Genomic DNA, 18,296 nt, shown 5'->3' with positions numbered 1-18,296 from the left:
CGCATGAGTTGCCCTGTGTCAAGCCGGCCCGGGTTGGGGTCGGTTGAGCAGATATTGGAGTGCCCGGTGGTTGGCGGGGTCGTAGGTCGTGTTGTCTTGCCAGCAGTGCCAGATGACGTAGAGCCAGGCGCGGGCGAGGATGCGGACGGCGTGGGGGTGGTCGTGTCCGCGGGCTCGGGCCCGGTTGTAGAGGTCGGCAGCCCAGGGGTTGGCGCGTCGGCTGTCACCGGCGAAATCACAGACGGCGTCGCGGAGTTGTTTGTCTGCGGCCCAACGGAATCCGACGTGTTTGACCTGCCCGGACTGGCGGGTGGAGGGGGCTACGCCGGCCAGACAGGCCAACGCCTCGGGGGTAGGGAATCGGGCGCGGCAGTCCCCGATCTCGGAGAGCAGACGTGCGGCCCGGAAGGTCCCCGAGCGCGGCAAGGACGTGAAGATCTGCGCGTCGGCATGCCTGCTGAGTTGTTCGGCGATGTCGGCGTCGAGGGTCTTGATCTCTGCACCCAGGCTGCCCAGCACCGCGACGAAGGCCCTAGTGGTGGCGGTGCCGTCGGTCCCGGTGGTGGCCCGCGGCGCGGTACTCAGGCGGCGGTAGAGCTCGCGGGGATGAGTGCGGCCGCTGTAGCCGACGCTGGCCAGCCAGGCGGCCAGACGTTTGACCGACAGCCAATCGGCTCGGTCCTGGCAGTCGAAACGGGCCAGGAACGCCAGGCTGATCGGCGAGTCGAGGTCGGCGAACAAACCCACGGCGCCGGGGAACACGATCTTCAGGTGTGCTCGCAGCTGGTTGGCCACCGCGACGCGGTGGGCGACGAGATCCTTGCGGGCACGGCAGGTTTGGCGCAGGGCGGTCGTGGCCGGCGTATCGGGAAGCAGCGGGCGCAGCCGGGCGCGGTCGGTGCGCAGGGTGTCAGCCAGGACGAAGGCGTCGAATCGGTCGTCCTTGTTGCCGGCCGAGCCGTAACGGCCGCGCAGGTTCTTGACCTGGTTGGGACTGATCACCACCACCGTGACACCGGCGTCGAGCAAGGTGTCCACGACCGGGCCGTCGGGACGCTCGATGGCGACCTCGCGAGCGCCGGCGCGGTCGAGCACGGCGAGCAACTCGCGCAGTCCGGCAGCGTCGTGGTCGATGGTGCAACGCACCTTCTCGTGACCGCGGGCATCGACGATGGATACCGCGTGATCATCGCGAGCCCAGTCGATTCCGCAGGTGACGCCGTTGACGGGTTCCATCGGCAAGGTGTTTCGGGCAGACTTCATGACAGCCTCCTCGCTGCTAAGCCCAGTGGGGAGGCACCCTCGTGCGGTACCGGGGCACGACTGCTCGTTCGCTCACTGTGCGGCGCTCACCGGCGCTTAGCCCTGTCGACGGTCGGCGTGCTCCGGGTAACCGCCGACCCCCGCAGAACTCATGCTGGACATCAGACGTGTCGAGCGAGCAGGGCGATGAGCCAGCAGCCACCTCGGGTGCATCGGCAATCCATCCGAGACCACCGACACACCGGATGGTGCACCAGGAAAGCCTCGAAGAAGATCACCGACACGAGGATGGTGCACCAGTGAGCGCCCAGCAGCTCGTCGATCGCCTGACTTGGCTCGCCGAGCAGGGGGCCACCTACAGCGCGGTGCCCGTGCCCGCCGTACGCGACGTCGACGAGTATCTCGATTACGCCCAGTGGGTGATCGAGGAGATCAAACCCAACGTCGGCTAGCGGTCAGACGAAATCCGAGCCGCCGTCGACGTTCACCGTGGCGCCGGTGACATAGCCGTTGCGTTGCGACGCCAGGTAGGCGGTGATGGACGCGATCTCTTCGGGAAGTCCGGCCCGGCCGAGGTCGCAAGGCTGATGGAAGTACTTGTCGATCCAGGTCATGACGTCGTACGGGTTGGTGGCATCGAGGCCCTCGGCGGCCAGGATGTCTTTGAGGTTTTCGGTGAAGCTGGCCGTGACGATGGTTCCCGGGCAGACGCAATTCACCAGAATGCCTTCTTTGGCAAGGCTTTTCGACAAGTTCTTGGTGACGCTGGACAGCGCCGCCTTGGATGCCGTGTAGGCGACGATACGCGGATTCTGCCGCTGAATGCTGTGTGCGGACAGCGTGACGATGCGAGCCCACTGCGCGGCGCGCAGCATTGGCAACGCGGCGCGAATCGAGCGCACCCCCGACATCGTGCCAAGCGTGAAGGTGGCGTCCCAGTCCGCGTCGTCCATCTGCTCGAAATATCCGTCGCCCGGACCGATGGTGTGCACCAGGCTGTTCAGGTGTCCCCAGCGTTCGGACACGGCGGCGAAGCCGGCGGTGATGGATGCGGCATCGGTCATATCCACGCTGATTCCCACGGCGTCCGGAGCGCCGGCCTGCCGAAGCTTATCCACCGCGTCGTCGAGCGCCGCCTGGCCCCGAGCCATGACGGCGACGCTGGCCCCCTCGGTTGCCAGGGTCTGCGCGATGGCCAGCCCCATGCCTTTGCTGCCGCCCGTCACGACCGCTTTCGCTCCGCTGTAACCCAGGTCCATGCTGCTCCTTTCCGATCAATGATGCTTGGCTTCGCCCAGTCCACGCAGGCAGAACCGGAGCACCCGTTGGCGGACCGCGGCGCGTTCGGAATCTCCTGTCGCCCAGTGTCGTTCGGTGCACGCCCACACGACGCCCTGAATGGCTTGCGCGTCGGCCACCGGATCGATGTCGTGAAACACACCTTGTTCGAGGCCATGCCGAAGCGCTTCGATGAGAGGCTCGAGCATCTGGGCGTATGCGGGCGCGATCAGCTCGGGTGAGGCGAACATCTGCGATTGAGCCTCCAGGGACAGGTGGCGCAGATCGGATTTGATGTTGTCGTCGAACGCCAGATCCAGTCGTCCGTCGATCCAGGCTGCCACCGCCTCGACCGGGCCGTCGGCTGCCGCCATTTTCCTTCTCAGCCTTTGCTTTTCAACGCGCGCCATCTCCAGAAAGACGGCTGCGACCAGCTCGTCCTTCGATTCGAAATGGCGGTAGAACGCGCGGGTGCTCAGCTGTGCGCGGTCCAGTACGGTAGCGATGCTGAGCCCTCGGACTCCTTGCTCGCGAACGGATTTCGACGCTGCGGTCAAGATGGCCCGGCGCACGTCGGGGTCCGGGGCGAGCCTGTTGCGGCGCCGGGTTGCCGGTCGGGTCATGCGCTGGCGTCATAGGTTCGCAGGTATTCGGCGAACCGTTCGCGGACACCCTCTGGCGTCAGGCGGTAGTCGGCCAGGTCGTAGTCGTGTGCACCGCGGGAGCCGGGTTTGTGCTCGGCGGCCCACTGCTCGACCGAACCGACGGTGGCGTCGGTGAAGTCCAGGCCCAGCGTTTCGTAGGCGGCCGCCAGGGTCTTCACCGGGTCGGTCTGCAGATCCGCGAAGGCGACGTCGGCGAACCGATCGTCACCGACCCGCCGGCGGAAGTCCATTGCCCGCCGCACCCCCTCGGCCCAGCTGTCCAGCTGTTCGGCGCCGAGTTCTTCGGGATCGTCGCGGTCGCTGCTCCAGCTGCGCACATATCGGATCAGGCTGCACACCGAGCCCATGACTTTGGCCGGATCACGGTGACTCCACATGAATTTGGCGTTGGGGTACGCCTCGACCAGAGCGTCGAGGGCGAACATGTGCACCGGTGTCTTGAGGTGCCAAAGTACCGGCGGACAGTGCCACTGCAGGAGTTTGAGCACCCGGCGATGGAACGTGTAGGTCTCGCGCATGTCGCAATCCATCAGCCACGCAAGGTAACCCGGGACCCGGACCACTCCGTCGAAATGGAAGGTGCGAAAACTCATGCCCATCAGGTCCTGGCATTCGGTGGGGGCCGTCGCCTCGGAGTTGTACAGCGTCTTCATCAACGGAAACATGTCGTGCAGCATCTTCAGGCCCGCTTCGGCTTGCGCGATGCGGGGATCGGTGTGCTGGGTCGCGGCCTCCGGCGGCGGGGTAGGGGCTTGGGACTCCCACATGCGCAACGAGCGGAACTGCGGGTCGGCGGCCACCAGCTGACTCAGTGCCGTGGTCCCGGTGCGCGGCAGTCCGATCACGAAAACCGGGCCGCCGACGACCTCGTCGTCGATTTCGGGGTGCTGTTTGTAGGTGTCCTCGATCTTGAGGCGCTGGATCAGGGCGTTGCTGATGGTGGCGTGCTGGATGACCTCGCCCAGCTCGGAGAGCCCGGCTTCGGTGTTCAACGCTGCAACGGTGCGCTCCAGCCCCTCCCGGTAATAGGGCGAGCCGAAGTCGTCCAGGCCGGTCGCGGCGCGGGCACCGTCTTCGAGCTGATCGGCCGAAAACGTCATAGTGCGAACCTTTCCTGTACTGCCCGGCGGCGCTGCGCAAGGACGGATGCGCGTTCGTCGGGGGTGATTCTCGCGGTCCCGGCCGGCAGCGCCGAGGCAACGTCGTCCACCGACACCAGCCGGGAGTTCGGTGTCGGTGCCGTTGTGGTGCGCACGCAGCGCAGGATCATCGGGCCGTTGCTGTAGCCGGCGGTGTCGAGCCAGTTCGCCACCCCGGGGTCGCGTCCGCACAGGACTACCCGGACCAGCCCGTCGGCGTCCACAGCGGCCTGATGGGCGTTCAGGCTGGACTGGTGGCGACCGTAGTGGATCGTTTCCCACCACGGGTTGCCGACGGAATAACTCCAATAGACGCCCTCGGGTGGTTCGACCTCGAGGATCAGCGCCTCGTCGGGAGCGAGTTCCCAGCGGCCGATAACGGGCTTGTTCTCCGCGGCCGCGCCCATCGCGGTGCGGTCGATCGGGGGCAGGAAGCCGTTGGCCGGTGCCGCCGCACCGAATTGCAGAAAAAACTGCAGGTTGTCGTGTACGAAATCGCCCAGGGCGACCAGCTGCCGGGACAGCGCAATGTCCGGAGCCGGGGTGGCGTTAAAGCCGGGGTCGCCGGTTTCGACTGCGTCGCCGAGGCGTTCGATGTGCAGCGACGACGGCACCTCGGCGTCCCAGTCGTAAAAGAAGTGCCGCACCGTCAGGGTGGGGTTGGCGCCTTCGATGCGCATCCAGTTTCCGTCCCGCTTGTCGGCGGACAGCACGACCTCGAAGTTGCCGTCGGCGTCCACCTCGAGTTCGTCGACCAATTCGTTTGCGGTCGAGGCGATCCCGTTCATCGTCTGCAGTCCGACGTAGCGGGCGGTGCCACGGTTGCCGAACACGCGATAGCTTTCACCGCCGCGCATCGTGGCGCGCGTGTAGATGCAGTCCGGGCACTCCATGCCCCACGTCACGATGTCGTCGGTGCTGGTGCGCCGGACAGCCAGAACCGGATCCGGATCGAATCGCAACGCCTCGTCGACACCGGCCGCCAGCAGCACCAGCAGGTGTCGCATACCCGCCGCGAAATCGGCCCGATTCCGGTTTCCCGCATCGGATTCCACGATCTGTGCCGCTTCCCCCAGCCTGCGCGTCAGATGCGACCATGCCTGCGGCAGGTCCGGGTCGCCCTCTGGTGGGGCCGACAACGACGCCTCGGCGATCGACAGCGGCAACCACGCCATCGGCCGTTGCGCAGCGTTCACGTTTCCTCCGGGAGAGCGTCTTATCTGAGAACAATGTTTTCATTTAACGCCGAATCACTATCGCTGCCAACCGGGCAGGTTGTCAATACTCGATGGCCCCTGACAAATCAGTGGGGGGCGTATTGCGGGCAGTACGCGTTGATGGAGATTTTCACAAAGTCGTCGGCGCGGGTGGCGAGGTCGAGGTTTTTCTGCTGCGCCGCGCGAAACGCGTCGACTTCGGCCTCCAGCTTCACCCCTCGGTACATGTCCTGGCAGACCTGCTTGCCAGTGGTGATGGCCTGCTGCGGATCGAGGCCCTTGATGCCGTTTTCGTTGAGGGCGTCGGTGAATCTGTTGTCCTGATCGAGGGTGGAGGTGATCGACACCGGGGCGGCGGCGGTAGCCGAAGATGTGGCCGAAGTTGCACTCGACGTCGGCGCGGCGCTGGTCGGAGAGCTCCCCGACGTCAACGTCGAACGCCCCAACACAATCCCTCCGGCCAACACCAGACCACCCGCGATCAGTAGAGCCGCGATGCGCAACGTGGCGCCCCAGGACTGGCTGACGTTCGCCGGTTCGCGGGAGCGGGGCGCTTCGGCGGGGATTTCGTGGTCGTTCTCGTCGCCCAGGACGTCGCCGGTCGACCAAGCGAGCTCGACCGCGTCGGTGGGTCTGGTGTTCGGCACCGCGCTGGTCTGCCCACCCTCTGCGGGGGCGGCAACCGTGCGGCCACCGTCCAGGGCGGCGGCGAGAGTAGGGTCGGAAGGCCGTCGGGCCCGCTTGGCCATGAGGGTCATGTTAACCGCCGAACGCGCAAGCCCGCGCCCGCGGCATCAAGTCAGGTGGCGGTCACGCCACCGCGCGAAACGATTCGTCGGCAATTGAATCGCTGCCATCACCGAGCTCATCGACGACGCCACGGACTTCGCGTGCGCCGTTGCCTGAGTGGCTGCGGACGCGGGGACTGGTGGGGCTGTGCCCTCCCACCAGGTGGGCTCCAGGAGCGCCGAGGTCACCGGAACCGCCTTCTCGACGCTATTGCGTCCCCACTTGCAGGCGCGGTCGATGGCCGCGACCGAGGGCGCCAGGTTCAGCGGCGACAGCGTCGGCTGGAACCGGACCAGGTGATCGGCATAGGGCGCATTGCGCAGCATCTGCAACTGGATCGCCTGCAGGATCGGGGCCAGCCACAGGTGCCGCGAGTCCCACTGCGGGTGGAAGCAGTCGAACGCCAGATAGCACGCGTTGCGGGTGCCGAGCTTTCCGTCGCGGACTCGTTTCCAGGCCAGTTCGACGGGGACGTTGCTTGCTGCGCCGCCGTCGACGAGGGCCGCGATGTCCTTCTCGTCGCACAGTGCGTCCAGCATCGGGACCATGGCGGGCTCGCTCGTCTCGTGGTGCAGGACGCCGGGAATCGCTGACGAAAACGACGCGGCATCAACGACATTGAGGTCGCGGGCCGGGTCGTCACCGCTGATCACGATCGGCTTGACGACCCGCACGTCGATGAAGGCCGACACTTGCCACATCCGGGCTCCCACCCGCGGGCCGATACCGATCGGAATGAACGGAAGTGACCGCCCCTGCAGGGCCGCCAGTTCGGGACGGCGGAACCTGGACGGCAGCGCCGCATACGGCTGCTTGCGCACGCCGGCGACCACGACGTCGAACGGGATCGCCAGGTCGGACATGCGCATCAGCTCGCCGTCCTCGCGGCTGAGCAGGGCATGAGCGAACTCGTCGAAGCGCAGTGCGAACAGGCCCGCCAGGCCGTGGCGGCGGCGCACCCGCTCAGGTCCCAGGATGGCCCGATAAGACACCGTCCTGGCCCACTCGATGTACTCCTCGATCGGCACCGGGAGGGTGCGGGCCACCAGGCTGCCGATGATCGACCCGAACGACGAGCCGATCATGTAGTCGGGCAGCTGGCCGGCCTCCACCAGCCGCTGCATGCCGCCGATGTAGACAAAGCCTGCGCCACCGCCGCCGCCGAGGACCGCGACGAGCTTCTTGTAGCCGACCTCGGCGTCGAGTTCGGCGCTGGAGAAGTCGTTCCCGTGGCGTTCGACGAGCACCCGCCGCTGGTCGTCCTGGTCGTCGATGAGAACGGCCAGCGCGTCTCGTGCTGTGGTCAGAGCCGTGACCGGGTCACGCTCCTCGCGCAGTGGTCCGTACAGCGCGTCGGTGACCCTGGACCGCCACGGCGCCACTTCCGCGCCGACCGAGATGTCCCCGCGCCCGCGGCTCCCGCCCGGACCCGCGGCGCCCGGCTCGAAGTCGGCGAGCCTGACGAAGTTGAGGATGTAGCGCAGCTTGCGCAGCTCCTGGCTGCTAAGCACGTCCGGAGTGGACAGGTGCAGCCGGACCAGCCGGTTTTCCATCCGTTGCAGCAGCAGGGCGGGCTCGGCGGCCGGTAGGTCGACCGTCTCGAGCGACTCGTCGGCGGCTTCGTCTTCGAGGTCTTCGACGTCTTCGAGGTCTTCGAGGCCTTCGTCGATGAGCTCGAACGTGGGCCCGCGCCCGGTCAAGCGGCTGCGCAGCGCGTCGGCAAACGGGATCTGCATAGGGACCAACCCTCTCATGTTGGCGTAGCGTCAACGCATGGCCCAAGGCGTGATGGCTCAGCTTCAGCAGGTGCTGAACCGCCAGGTCAGCATCGCGGCACTGCTCGAACTGGGCTTCTGGCTGGCGATTCCGTACCTGTGCATCGGCGTGGCGTGGACAGTGGCGCACCCCGAGCAGACTCAGCAGATTCAGACGCGGCTGGAAACGGTGCTGCCGGCCGGCGCTGACGTCGGGGCCTTCGGGTTGACGACGGTGTTTTGGCCGGCCTCGTTGCAAATCGCGGACGCGTGCCCGGCCCCGTAATCGGGCAGGCTCTGCAGCCATTTCGGTGGACGGGCTTTACGACGTGCCCGGGGTAGGGTGACCGCGTGACCAAATACGGTACGAGCATCTCGTGATCATGGACTGACCAGCGTGGTGTATGACCTGCTCTCCGAGTCGCAACCCCCAAACCATGTGCTGGACCTGCTCTCCCCGTCCCGTCTCACACACGTAGTCGACATCGGGGCGAACCGCCTCGGCGGCCATTTCCGCCCGCCCTACCTACGGATGCTCAAAGCCGGCTTATGCCATGTGACCGGGTTCGAGCCCCAGCGCAGCGCATTTCTCGAGCTGCAAAGAATTCGTGGCCCCAACGAGTTGTATCTACCGCACGCGGTGGGCGACGGCAACCAACACACTTTGAAGGTGTGTCGCGCGTCCGGGATGACGAGCCTGCTCGAACCCGACCCGATAACGTTGGGCTTGCTCGATGCCGAAAATTCGGCGGAGGTCCTTGAGCGTGTCCCACTTGAAACCCGGCGGCTTGACGACATCAGCGAGATCGAGCACCTCGACTTCCTGAAAATCGACATCCAGGGAAGTGAACTGTCCGTGTTCCAAAACGGGCACAACAAGCTGGCCAAGGCTGTGGCAATTCAGACCGAGGTGTCGTTCATCAACTGGTATCAGAATCAACCCTCATTCGGGGAGATTGATGTAGAGCTACGTGGTCAGGGATTCATTCCGCACTACTTCACCGAGTTGAAGGTGTGGAACATCGGCGGCCACCCGGGCGAGCGTGCCCGCCAAGTCCTGGAAGCGGATTTCGTCTATGTGCGGGACTTCTTCCGAGTGGACATGAATGATGAGCAGCTCAAGCATTTGGCCTTGGTAGCGCACTATTGCTATGGGTCGTTCGACTTGGCGGCGCGGTGTGTGAGCCTGCTGGAGGAGCGACAGGCGCTGGACGCCGGAAGCAAAGAGCGATACATCAAATTGTGTCCGTCTGAATGACCTCCGAATGAACTAGGCCGAGTCCGTCGACCCCGGAACCAGCTTCACTTTCGAACACGGGCGCGGTTAGGCTGCCGCCATGTCGATCGACCGTGCCGCGCTCATTGCGGGCAGCATCCGGCTTGCCTCGGGCATCTCGTTTCTGGTGGACCCCGTCCGCGCCAACCGGCTCTGGGGCGCAGACGCCGAAGAGTCGTCGCCGACGGCGCGGCTGCTGTTGCGGTCGATGGGCTACCGCGACGCCTTGATCGGTGGGCTGCTCTTGACGTCGGGGCTGCGGGGCAAGAACAGCCGCGGCTGGTTCCTGGCGTCCGCCGGCGCCGACGCGTCCGACCTGCTGGGCGGGATGAGCGTGCACGACGAGATGAAGCGCTCCCAACAGATCATCGGCCTGGGCGGTGCCGTCGTCGGCGTCGGCGTCGGACTCTGGGGAGCGGCGCGCCGGACCACCGGCGCTGATCAGCGGGCGGTGGCTGCCACAAGCGACCAGTAGCGGCGTTCCCGCTCGGTCGGCTCGTTGGACGTGATCGCGCCGAACGCGGCGGCGTCACGGGCGAACCGGTCCGGCGCGTCGGGTTGCGCGTCCGGGCCCTCGAGCCGGAAACAGCTCGGTGCCAGCGGTCCGAACAGCAGGGCGCGGCGCAAGTGCGGCCAGTTGTCCAGGTGCGGCTCGACGCCGGCCGCTCGGGCGAAAGTCAAGGCAACCAGGTTCATCCGGGTTTTCTGCGACATCGCGCGCCGCGCGCGATAGGCATCGATCGCCGTTCGCTGGTCGGTCTCACTCGGTGGCGGGACGGCGCCGCCCCACGTGTAGGCGATCCACCTGGCCTGAAGTTCCAGCGGCACAAAGTAACCGCCCGACTGGTCCCACATGCCCATGAAGGCCAACCCGGGAAGATCGGGATGAAACGTGTAGCGGTCGGTTTCCAGGTGCACCGTGTCGAGATCCAGGATGGCCCGGATCTCGTCGCTCAGAAATGGCAGGGACAGTTCAAAGCCGGTGCCCAGCGCGATCCCGTCGAACTCTTCGGTGTGGCCGTCGGCGAAGGTCACGGCCGACCCGATCACGTCATTCATCCACGGCCGCACCGTGATTCGGCCCTCCCCGACCAGAGGCAGGTAGACCTGGTTGAGGGTGACGCCGGCGGCGAAGAACGACGGGTCCGGCGCGGGCGCGCCGTACTGCTCCGGGCTTCCCCCGGCCTCGACCACCAGTTCCTTGAGCTGCCGGTCGATCTCCGATTCGGGGAGCGCCTCGCTGGCCAGGGTGCCGTATCGGGTGAAGATGCAGTGGTCGGAGGGAACGCCGGCGGCGTACTTCGGCAGGACGTATCGCTGTCGGCGCTGGGTCACCACCACGCGCGCCGCGCCGAACTCGGCTACTCCCGTTGCGATCTCCAGCGCGCTGATCGCGCCGCCCGCCACCAGAACACGCTTCCCGCGATATGGCTCAGGCCCGCGGTAGTCGTAGGTCGACATCACACCCAGTGCGCCGGCGAAGGTGTCGAGCCCCGGAACGTGTGGGGCCGAGGGCGCATGAAACCTGCCGCTGGCCACCACGATTCGCTCGAATCTCGCGTCGGTGCCGGAGTGACGCACGAGCCATCCGGTTGCGTCGCGGCTCACGCGTTCGACCCGCGTGCCCAACCGGATGCGTGGTGTCAGGCCGAACGTCTCGGCGTAGCGATGCAAGTAGTCGAGAACCTCGCGGTTGGACGGGTAGACATGGTCGCTCTCGTTTGGGAGGTCGCTGAAGGCCGTCAAGATGCGGCTGGTGTTGGTGTGCATGGTCGGCCAGACGCCGCTGTGACCAGGAATCCCGGCCCACTGACCACCCAGCGTTGCGCTTTGCTCGAAGATCGTCGGCTCGAAGCCCCGCGCCAGCAGCCAGCGCGCCGCGACCAATCCGCCCGGTCCCGCTCCGATGACGGCGACGCTCTTCGTCATGTAGGAACTGTCGCACGCGTTTACCTGATCTTTCGCGCCAGGGGGACCGCTACGGCCGCACAGGTGGCCATCATGAAGAGGCCGCCCAGGCGCTGGTCCCACGGCGAGGTATGTGCCGTGGCTCCCCAGGCACCGAACAACGACAGCAAGCCGATGAACGCCGCGACTTCTTGCGCTCCCAGCAGCATCGCGCGCCGGGCTCGCGTCGGCATGCGCTCCGCCGTGCACAGCACGCCGAACCAGTAGGCGACTCCGATGGCCAGCGCGAACAGCGCCACCCAGGTCGGCGCTGTGCTGTGGCTGTGCAACGCGGGAAGGTGGATCACGACGAGTAGCCCGGCATAGAACACTGCGGCCACGGACGCGAGGATCGTCCAACCAACTCCAAGGGCAGGGCGCGCCACGCTGGGACGGGGCCGCGCCCTCAAAAGCAATAGCGGACAGGCCACCATCAGCAGTTCGAGTGCCACCATCGCGATGAGATGGGAATGGGAGGCAAGGCCGCGCACGGCGGGCGACGCGGCGAATCCGGCGAGCGCCGCGGCGGACACGACGGCTGCGCGGGCATCACGGCGCACTAACCACCAACCCAGTGCCGCCACGGCAACGCCCAGTGAGCCGTATTCGATCCAGCCCCAATGGATAAGCGGTGCTGATGTTTTCGGCATCCCGTGCTGATGGTGATGGTGCGGGCACGGGCACGGCGGGCGGCTGGCCCAGATGATCAGCCGCGCGGCGATCAGCGCCGCGGTCAACTCCACTGCTGCCAGCAACCATGTCCTCGGCGAGGGACGGCTTTGTTGGATGACCATTGCTAAGCTCCTGAATTTCTGGACGCCCGGTATCGTGCCGGCGCGACGGTGTCGGCGGGCCGGGTGCGCCGAAATCGGTTCACCGCGCGGCCGACGAAATAGCCCACCAGCACACAGCACGCCATTAGTCGAGTCCCGTCCGGCCGGTCGGAACGATACGCAGTTCGTGCCGATCTTCGAGATCTACGTGAACGCAGGCGTTTCCGTGCACGTCCGCGGTGACCTCGGCGTCGACCGCGCCGTGCGTGCGGTATCGATGGCCCGCCCGCAGGCGGCCGATGGTCAGCGTCTGCCGGGCCTTGCCGACGCCGGGTCGCAGCACCAGATCGAGCGCGGCGCCATCGGTGACCGCACGGGCGACCAACACCTCGGGGTAGTCGGCATCTTCGAGAATCGGTCCGGCAAGCCATTGTTCGGGCATGCCCCGGTTCACCCGGTTGAAGTGGCTGTTCTCGCGGGCGGTCGAGGCCAAGAACAGCCCGCAGGTTCCCTGGGCGGAGACGCCGGGGTGGGAGCGCACACCGGCTGCGACGATCGGCGGCGCCTCACGCTCGATCGACAACTGCGCGGCCGCAGCAACTTCGGAATCACCGAGTTCGGCGGCGGCGGCGCGCATCCACAACAACGCGCTGATGCTGCTGCGCCGGTAGTTGCCGGTGTCGATCTTGTCCCATCCTTTGAGGTCAAGGCTCAGCGTCCGGTCGGAATTCAGCCGTACCCATTCGTGGCGAAGGATCTCGTACTGCCGTCGCGCGATGTCCGGAAACACCGGGGCCAGTTGCCAAATCACGCTGGCGTCGGAGATGACCGACGTCATCGCGGGCACGGTGAGCCCGGTCCACGCCGAACGGATGCCGATCGTGCGTCCGTCGGTGGAGAGGAACTCGTTCTCAAACCCGCGCCGGAATCCGGGCAGGATCTGTTCGGTGTAGCCGGTGCCATAGAGACGGTCGTGTATGGGCAGCGGCAAGATGCCAAAACCGTTGCACAATGCGTAGATCCAGTTCGGCTCACAGGGGTAGAGGGTGAAATCGGAACGCTGGAAGTTCGACAACAGCGCCTCGGTGAGCGAGCCGAAGTCGTACTCGAAGCGCCTGCCGCGTGGGTGGGTGAAGGTCACCGACCCCTTGCTCAGGTAGCGCGGGTCATGCGTGTTCGACAGGTACGACGCGAGTTGGTAGCCCAACCAGCCGGTCAGCATGATGTTGTCTTTGCGGACCGGGTCGGGGTTGTAGCGCAGGTGCCCCCACATGCTCTCCTTGGCCCAATACGACCAGCACACCCGTTCCTGCCACTTGGCGATCAGATTCCGCTGGGCCGCGTTGACGTAGCCGGCAAAGGCGGGGGTGTAGTCGTATTGTGCTGCCGCCAAGGCTAACCCGGCGCAGGTGACCTGATAGCGGATCGATGACGTCTGGAACTGCTCGATGCGGTCGAACCCGCCGAACTCGGCGACCGGCTGCAGGGCACGGTCGAGCAAGTAGCGCTGAAGAGCGAGCTGGTCGGCGGAGAGTTCTCCGACTTCAGGCAATGCCGTGGACGTTGCCGGTGCGGTCCGGGCCGGTTGTGCGGAGGTGGCGCCCAGTTCGCGCAGGCGTGCGTTGCGTTCGTCACGGCGCTTGACGGCTCGACGGAATCCGCGCTCCCGCACCCGCAGCGCCGCCGTGAGGGTCGCCGCGGCCGCGGCCGGAACAACGGCGCGGGCCGCACGCAACCGCACCCGATGACGGCTGCTGGCCGCCGCGGTCGCACCCCAGACTGTCAGCGGAGCCAGCACATTGCCGGAGCCGAGCCAGAGCCCCAGAGACGCTAGGAAGGCGGGCTGAGTCAATGCGTACGACAACGGCTTTCCCGCCGAAAGGTAGCCGGCGCCGGGGGCGACGAGGCCGACACCGAAATTGGCGACGGGCCGCCGGCCGGCGGTGATCGCGATCGCGGTTCCCGCCGCCGCGACCGCGCCGTACACCGCGACGGTGCGCCGCAGCCGGCGTGTGGTCACCGGGCCGTCCGGGCGATCGCGTTCCGGTATGAGTGCGATGTCTGTTTCTGCCTGAGAATGGGTTGTGCTGGTCATAGTGTCGTCCTCTCGAGTTCGGAAAGTGCGTCACGACAGTGACTGGCAAGCCGTTGCACATGCGGCAGCGCATCGGCGCACGCGGTGAACGAGAAGTTCAACCGGTCGGTGTAGGAGACCACGACCATGTTGAGCGCCTGGCCACCGTAGAGCACGGTCAATGCATAGATTTCGCGCAACAACGCACCATCGAGATACTTCGGTTGCCGCGGACCCGGCACATTGGAGATCGGCACGTTGTACATCGGTGGTATGTGTCCGCCGAGGCCGGCGATCTGTTCGGCCAGGATCGGCGTAACCGCCAGCAACGTGTAGGTGTCGATTGTGGCGCCCATCAGGCCCAGTTCTTGTTTGGCGTGCGTGGTCGCGGCACTGATGACCGCCAGCCGTTCGCGCGGGTCCTCGATGTCCGTTGCCAGCGACACCATGGCCCAGCTGATCGCGTTGCCGCCCTGGGCTTTTGCATCGGATTGGCGAAGCGAAACCGGGATGTTGGTGATCAGCGGCCGGTCCGGCAGGCCGCCGATTTCGTCGAGGTAGCGACGCAGGGCACCGGAGCACACCGCCAACACCACGTCGTTGATGGTCGTCTCGGTCCGCTTCGCCAGGTTTCGGAACCGGTCCAACTCGAATGCCTGAGTGGCCACTCGGCGCCGAGCGGTGATCGGGGTGTTGATGGGGGAGTGTGGGGCGCTCCACGGTCGGGCCGACACACCGGTCATGGCCTTGTACGCGGCGCGGGCGGTGGCGTTGAAAAGCTTTGGTGCTGCGGCCAGTTGCGCGGCCAGACCGGCCGCGGGCCTGGGTTCCGCGGGTTTCGTGCGGCGGTTCGGCTTCGCTGCCCACAACGGTGGCAGGTTGCGGGTGTCCGGATCGTCGGACAGCCAGGCGTCCACCATGGCCAGGGCGGCGACACCGTCGGCCATGGCGTGGTGCATCTTGCCGAATATCGCGAACCGGCCCTCGGGCAATCCCTCGATCACATGCAGCGACCACAGCGGTTGGGTTTTGTCCAACGCGGTGCTCTGCAGTTGGGAGATCAGGACCGCGAGTTCTCGGTCGCCACCGGGTGAGGGGAGGGCCAGATGCACGATGTGCCGATCCGGATCGATGCGGTCAACCGTTTCCCATTGGGGCCAAAGACGTCCGAGGGCGGAAGCCTTGAGTCGCTGATTGTGCGGCGCGACAGCGCTGGTCTGCGAGCGCATCCGGGCAACCAGGTCCGCCACGAACCCGGGCGCCGCGCCTTCGGGGGGATCGAAGACGCACAGCACCGCGCCGTGCATCAGGTTGGTGGGCGATTCCAGCCACAACCAGCCCGCGTCCAGCGGCCGAAGCAATGCGCTCATCGGGATCCGCCAGGCACCTGGAGACGACGTAGATACGCCTCGCGACTGGCAGTGTCGGAGCGGCTCAGCACCGCCGACTCCGCACCGAAAGCGCGATACACGGCCTCGCTGACCGGCCGGGGCAGGAATCGCTGCGTGCGCATCAGGACACCGGCAACACGCGGAACGTAAACGCGCGGGCGCGATTTGGCGCCTTCCAAGGTCCGGATCACTGCCTCGGCGACATCGTCGGGTTCGACGTTCTTGATGCCGCGAGGACCCTGGATCCCCGCCGCGAGTTCGGTGTTGACCGCACCGGGCAGGATCGCCGATATGTGGACGCCGCTCTTGCGGAATTCGAGTCGGGTGGCGTCGCTGAACGCGATCGTCGCGGCCTTGCTCGCGTTGTAGACCACCAGGCCTGGGACTGCGGCCTCACCCATGGTGGAGGCCATGTTCACGATGTGGCCGCTGTGACGGGGAACCATCAGCGCCAGAGCGTGTTTCGTTCCGTTGATGGTGCCGAGAACGTTGATGTCGACAATCCGGCGGGTCAGCGCGTCGGACTGCTCGAGTAGCGGTCCGGTCGGCATGATGCCGGCGTTGTTGACCAATATGTCCAGCGGGCCCAACTCTTGTTCGACCCGACTCAGGAAAGCGCCGAAGGCGTCGGCGTCCGTGACGTCCAGCCGGCCATAGGTCTGGATGCCTAACTCAGCGGCCGCGGCCTGCAGCGCGGGTTCGTCGATGTCACTCAGCGCCACTCGCGCGCCGCGCGCAACGAGCGCCTTGGCGATCGTGTAGCCGATGCCTCGCGCGCCACCGGTGATGGCGGCGACCCGCCCTGATAGCGGTGTGTTCATGGGAGACCTTCCGTCAATCTGACTCGGATGCGTGTCAGAGTAGATTCTGACACGTAACCGTGTCAAGATGTCTGCATGACGGAAGTTGAGCGGCGCTACCGGGGCGTCCCCGCCGATGAGCGCCGTCAGCAGCGTCGGCAGATGTTGCTGGACGCGTGTTTGGACCTCGTCGGCACCGACGGCACACCCGCGGTGACCGCGGAGTCGGTGGCGGCCACGGCCAAGTTGACCAAGCGCTATTTCTACGAAAGCTTCACCGACCGGGACGCGGTCCTCGTCGCGGCGCTCGATGAGCTGTTGAGAGACGTCGCCGTGCAAATTCGCAATGCGGACCTGCCTGATGACCGTGAGGCGCGGGCCCGGGCCATCGCCGAGGTGTTGGTGAGTACCCTGTGCCGCGACCCCAGACGGGCGCGCCTCTACGCCGCGGCGCCCGCCGTGCCGGCCCTCAACGCGCGTCGTGAACAGGCCATCGTCGCGTTCACCGATGTCATGGCCGACGACGCTCTGACCGCCGGATTCACCGACGCTGTGCAACGCCGGCTGGTCGCCAGAATCATCGTTGCCGGCGTCACCGACCTGGTAACCACTTGGCTCGACGGCAATCTCGACGTCGACCGCCGAACGCTAATCGAGGCCATCGTGACGATCGGTCGCGCGCTCGATCTCCCGACATCCAGTTAACCGGCAGTAGCGCGGTCATATCAGGTGGCTCGGCTGGGCGATGTCGAAGCGGGTGTTGGCGTAGCGCTTCATGGCAGCCGGGCCGAAGTACACGTGTTGGCCGGCCGTGTGCAAATCCCGGAAGCACCGCTGCAGCGGGTGGGTGGCGTGCACCGCGCTTGCGCCCGTCAGATCGAACGCCGCATCGACGGCGTGGCGCGCCGCCCGCATCGCATGTTGCGCGGCGAGCTGGAAACGGGCGCGCTGCTGCAGTGGTGGCATGTCGCCGGCGCACGCCCGGTCCCAAAGTGCCCCGGCCTCGTCGAGGACAAACGCGCGAGCGGACCGCAGACTGGCTTCAGCCCGAGCGAACGTGACCTGCGCGGCGGGGTCTTGGGCGATTGGCTGGAACGCCCCGGTGCGTGCCTTCGTCGTCGCGAGGTCGGTGAACTCGTCGAGCGCGCGCCGCGCGATCCCCAGCGGAACACCGACCAGAGCCACCCCCACCAGCGTGAAAAACGGCAGTCGCCAGAGTGGCCCGTCGTGGCCGGCCAACTCGAAGAACGGGCTGATGGTGTGCTCTTCGGCAACGCTGAGGGCCTGGGCAGCAATGTCGTTGCTGCCGGTGGCGCACAGCCCCAGGACATCCCAGTTGTCGACGATTTCGGCGTTCGCGCGGGGGAAGAACGCGAGGCGCCAGTCGGGGCCCCGGTCGGCACGGATGCGTGGCGCGTCGCCGTCGAAGACGAACATCCCGGCCAGGAACCATTCGGCGTGGCGGCAACCGCTGGCGAACGGCCAGCGCCCGTCGATGGTGAACCGGCCGGTGCCGTCGGGCACCGCGCGCCCGGCGGGGGCGAACACCGTGGCCGCCGTGAAGTCGGCCTCCGAACCGAACAGTTGCATCGCGACGGCGGGCTTGAGCCAAGCGGTGAATGCCGGTGCGCCGGCGCCGATTGCCGCGATCCAGCCCGCGGAGCCGTCGGCGCGCGCCAGCTCCTCGATCATCTCGACGAAGTCAACGGGAGCCACCTCGAAGCCGCCGAACGACCGCGGCTGTAATGCGCGGAAGACTCCCGCCCCCCGCAGCCGCTCGACCAGATCGATCGGCATTGTTCCGAGCGCTTCGGCTTCGTCTGCGCGCCGGGTGATTTCGGGTGCAAGCGCGCGAGCCACCGCGGCGGGGCAGTGTCCGTCGGAAAGGTTTGCGCTGGTCCGGGCGGCGGTGGTCATGTGTGGCTCCCTT

17 protein-coding genes and 1 pseudogene are annotated in these 18,296 nt (G+C 66.6%); 5 read left to right on the top strand and 13 right to left on the bottom strand.

The window, feature by feature from the left end:
- Positions 1-18: 18 nt before the first annotated feature.
- On the bottom strand, positions 19-1,263 hold the full coding sequence (locus tag VML93_RS15450) for an IS110 family transposase (RefSeq protein ID WP_325611910.1): 1,245 nt from the start codon (positions 1,261-1,263) through the stop codon (positions 19-21).
- Positions 1,264-1,562: 299 nt separating this feature from the next.
- Between VML93_RS15450 and VML93_RS15445 the strand changes: the two are divergent.
- Positions 1,563-1,715, top strand: a pseudogene (locus tag VML93_RS15445) (LLM class F420-dependent oxidoreductase); the annotation flags it as partial.
- Positions 1,716-1,718: 3 nt separating this feature from the next.
- Here the strand turns inward: VML93_RS15445 and VML93_RS15440 are convergent.
- The 6 genes from VML93_RS15440 to VML93_RS15415 all read right to left on the bottom strand — a co-directional run bounded on the left by VML93_RS15440 (position 1,719) and on the right by VML93_RS15415 (position 8,087).
- Positions 1,719-2,522, bottom strand: a complete 804-nt coding sequence (locus tag VML93_RS15440; RefSeq protein WP_325611908.1) for an SDR family oxidoreductase — start codon at positions 2,520-2,522, stop codon at positions 1,719-1,721.
- A 15-nt stretch (positions 2,523-2,537) separates the two neighbouring features.
- Positions 2,538-3,164: a TetR/AcrR family transcriptional regulator gene (locus tag VML93_RS15435; RefSeq protein WP_325611907.1), complete on the bottom strand. Its 627-nt coding sequence runs from the start codon at positions 3,162-3,164 to the stop codon at positions 2,538-2,540.
- A complete protein-coding gene (locus VML93_RS15430) occupies positions 3,161-4,306 on the bottom strand; it encodes a sulfotransferase (protein WP_325611905.1) in 1,146 nt (381 codons plus the stop codon). The genes VML93_RS15435 and VML93_RS15430 overlap by 4 nt, the downstream gene beginning before the upstream one ends.
- Positions 4,303-5,520: a hypothetical protein gene (locus VML93_RS15425; protein ID WP_325611912.1), complete on the bottom strand. Its 1,218-nt coding sequence runs from the start codon at positions 5,518-5,520 to the stop codon at positions 4,303-4,305. Before VML93_RS15425 ends, VML93_RS15430 begins: the two co-directional genes overlap by 4 nt.
- 128 nt (positions 5,521-5,648) lie before the next feature.
- A complete protein-coding gene (locus VML93_RS15420; protein WP_325611903.1) occupies positions 5,649-6,311 on the bottom strand; it encodes a DUF732 domain-containing protein in 663 nt (220 codons plus the stop codon).
- Between the two features lie 45 nt (positions 6,312-6,356).
- The gene (locus VML93_RS15415) at positions 6,357-8,087 is read right to left on the bottom strand and encodes a patatin-like phospholipase family protein (RefSeq protein WP_325611902.1); all 1,731 of its coding nucleotides are present in this window, start codon (positions 8,085-8,087) and stop codon (positions 6,357-6,359) included.
- A 37-nt stretch (positions 8,088-8,124) separates the two neighbouring features.
- On the opposite strand from VML93_RS15415, the gene VML93_RS15410 reads away from it, so the two are divergent.
- The 3 genes from VML93_RS15410 (at position 8,125) to VML93_RS15400 (ending at position 9,856) form a co-directional block, all read left to right on the top strand.
- Positions 8,125-8,391: a hypothetical protein gene (locus VML93_RS15410; protein WP_325611899.1), complete on the top strand. Its 267-nt coding sequence runs from the start codon at positions 8,125-8,127 to the stop codon at positions 8,389-8,391.
- 111 nt (positions 8,392-8,502) lie between these two features.
- A complete protein-coding gene (locus VML93_RS15405; RefSeq protein WP_325611897.1) occupies positions 8,503-9,363 on the top strand; it encodes an FkbM family methyltransferase in 861 nt (286 codons plus the stop codon).
- A gap of 79 nt (positions 9,364-9,442) precedes the next feature.
- Positions 9,443-9,856 carry a DUF4267 domain-containing protein gene (locus VML93_RS15400; protein WP_325611896.1) on the top strand — a complete coding sequence of 138 codons (414 nt, stop codon included), beginning with the start codon at positions 9,443-9,445 and terminating at the stop codon, positions 9,854-9,856.
- Here the strand turns inward: VML93_RS15400 and VML93_RS15395 are convergent.
- The 5 genes from VML93_RS15395 to VML93_RS15375 form a co-directional block, all read right to left on the bottom strand.
- Positions 9,823-11,310 carry a flavin-containing monooxygenase gene (locus tag VML93_RS15395; RefSeq protein WP_325611894.1) on the bottom strand — a complete coding sequence of 496 codons (1,488 nt, stop codon included), beginning with the start codon at positions 11,308-11,310 and terminating at the stop codon, positions 9,823-9,825. The two genes, VML93_RS15400 and VML93_RS15395, sit on opposite strands and share 34 nt — an antisense overlap.
- Positions 11,311-11,330: 20 nt before the next feature.
- Positions 11,331-12,122, bottom strand: coding sequence for a hypothetical protein (locus tag VML93_RS15390; protein WP_325611893.1), 792 nt, complete (start codon positions 12,120-12,122; stop codon positions 11,331-11,333).
- Between the two features lie 124 nt (positions 12,123-12,246).
- Positions 12,247-14,196, bottom strand: coding sequence for a hypothetical protein (locus VML93_RS15385; protein ID WP_325611891.1), 1,950 nt, complete (start codon positions 14,194-14,196; stop codon positions 12,247-12,249).
- Entirely contained in the window at positions 14,193-15,545 is a 1,353-nt protein-coding gene (locus VML93_RS15380; protein WP_325611889.1) for a wax ester/triacylglycerol synthase family O-acyltransferase, read from the bottom strand. Before VML93_RS15380 ends, VML93_RS15385 begins: the two co-directional genes overlap by 4 nt.
- Positions 15,542-16,387, bottom strand: coding sequence for an SDR family oxidoreductase (locus VML93_RS15375; protein WP_325611887.1), 846 nt, complete (start codon positions 16,385-16,387; stop codon positions 15,542-15,544). The genes VML93_RS15380 and VML93_RS15375 overlap by 4 nt, the downstream gene beginning before the upstream one ends.
- A 75-nt stretch (positions 16,388-16,462) precedes the next feature.
- Here VML93_RS15375 and VML93_RS15370 point away from each other — a divergent pair, with 75 nt between their 5' ends.
- Entirely contained in the window at positions 16,463-17,071 is a 609-nt protein-coding gene (locus VML93_RS15370) for a hypothetical protein (RefSeq protein ID WP_325611885.1), read from the top strand.
- Positions 17,072-17,086: 15 nt separating this feature from the next.
- Here VML93_RS15370 and VML93_RS15365 read toward each other — a convergent pair whose 3' ends face one another.
- Positions 17,087-18,283: an acyl-CoA dehydrogenase family protein gene (locus tag VML93_RS15365; protein WP_325611882.1), complete on the bottom strand. Its 1,197-nt coding sequence runs from the start codon at positions 18,281-18,283 to the stop codon at positions 17,087-17,089.
- Positions 18,284-18,296 lie beyond the last annotated feature (13 nt).

This window comes from Mycobacterium sp., from assembly GCF_035499775.1.
Lineage (GTDB): Bacteria > Actinomycetota > Actinomycetes > Mycobacteriales > Mycobacteriaceae > Mycobacterium.
This window is presented reverse-complemented; position numbering and strand designations above follow the sequence as displayed.

Excerpts from the sequence above, each read along its gene's own strand:
- VML93_RS15450 (WP_325611910.1), bottom strand. The coding sequence starts at position 1,263 with ATGAAGTCTGCCCGAAACACCTTGCCGATGGAACCCGTCAACGGCGTC.
- VML93_RS15440 (WP_325611908.1), bottom strand. The coding sequence starts at position 2,522 with ATGGACCTGGGTTACAGCGGAGCGAAAGCGGTCGTGACGGGCGGCAGC.
- VML93_RS15435 (WP_325611907.1), bottom strand. The coding sequence starts at position 3,164 with ATGACCCGACCGGCAACCCGGCGCCGCAACAGGCTCGCCCCGGACCCC.
- VML93_RS15430 (WP_325611905.1), bottom strand. The coding sequence starts at position 4,306 with ATGACGTTTTCGGCCGATCAGCTCGAAGACGGTGCCCGCGCCGCGACC.
- VML93_RS15425 (WP_325611912.1), bottom strand. The coding sequence starts at position 5,520 with ATGGCGTGGTTGCCGCTGTCGATCGCCGAGGCGTCGTTGTCGGCCCCA.
- VML93_RS15420 (WP_325611903.1), bottom strand. The coding sequence starts at position 6,311 with ATGGCCAAGCGGGCCCGACGGCCTTCCGACCCTACTCTCGCCGCCGCC.
- VML93_RS15415 (WP_325611902.1), bottom strand. The coding sequence starts at position 8,087 with ATGCAGATCCCGTTTGCCGACGCGCTGCGCAGCCGCTTGACCGGGCGC.
- VML93_RS15410 (WP_325611899.1), top strand. The coding sequence starts at position 8,125 with ATGGCCCAAGGCGTGATGGCTCAGCTTCAGCAGGTGCTGAACCGCCAG.
- VML93_RS15400 (WP_325611896.1), top strand. The coding sequence starts at position 9,443 with ATGTCGATCGACCGTGCCGCGCTCATTGCGGGCAGCATCCGGCTTGCC.
- VML93_RS15395 (WP_325611894.1), bottom strand. The coding sequence starts at position 11,310 with ATGACGAAGAGCGTCGCCGTCATCGGAGCGGGACCGGGCGGATTGGTC.
- VML93_RS15390 (WP_325611893.1), bottom strand. The coding sequence starts at position 12,122 with ATGGTCATCCAACAAAGCCGTCCCTCGCCGAGGACATGGTTGCTGGCA.
- VML93_RS15385 (WP_325611891.1), bottom strand. The coding sequence starts at position 14,196 with ATGACCAGCACAACCCATTCTCAGGCAGAAACAGACATCGCACTCATA.
- VML93_RS15380 (WP_325611889.1), bottom strand. The coding sequence starts at position 15,545 with ATGAGCGCATTGCTTCGGCCGCTGGACGCGGGCTGGTTGTGGCTGGAA.
- VML93_RS15375 (WP_325611887.1), bottom strand. The coding sequence starts at position 16,387 with ATGAACACACCGCTATCAGGGCGGGTCGCCGCCATCACCGGTGGCGCG.
- VML93_RS15370 (WP_325611885.1), top strand. The coding sequence starts at position 16,463 with ATGACGGAAGTTGAGCGGCGCTACCGGGGCGTCCCCGCCGATGAGCGC.
- VML93_RS15365 (WP_325611882.1), bottom strand. The coding sequence starts at position 18,283 with ATGACCACCGCCGCCCGGACCAGCGCAAACCTTTCCGACGGACACTGC.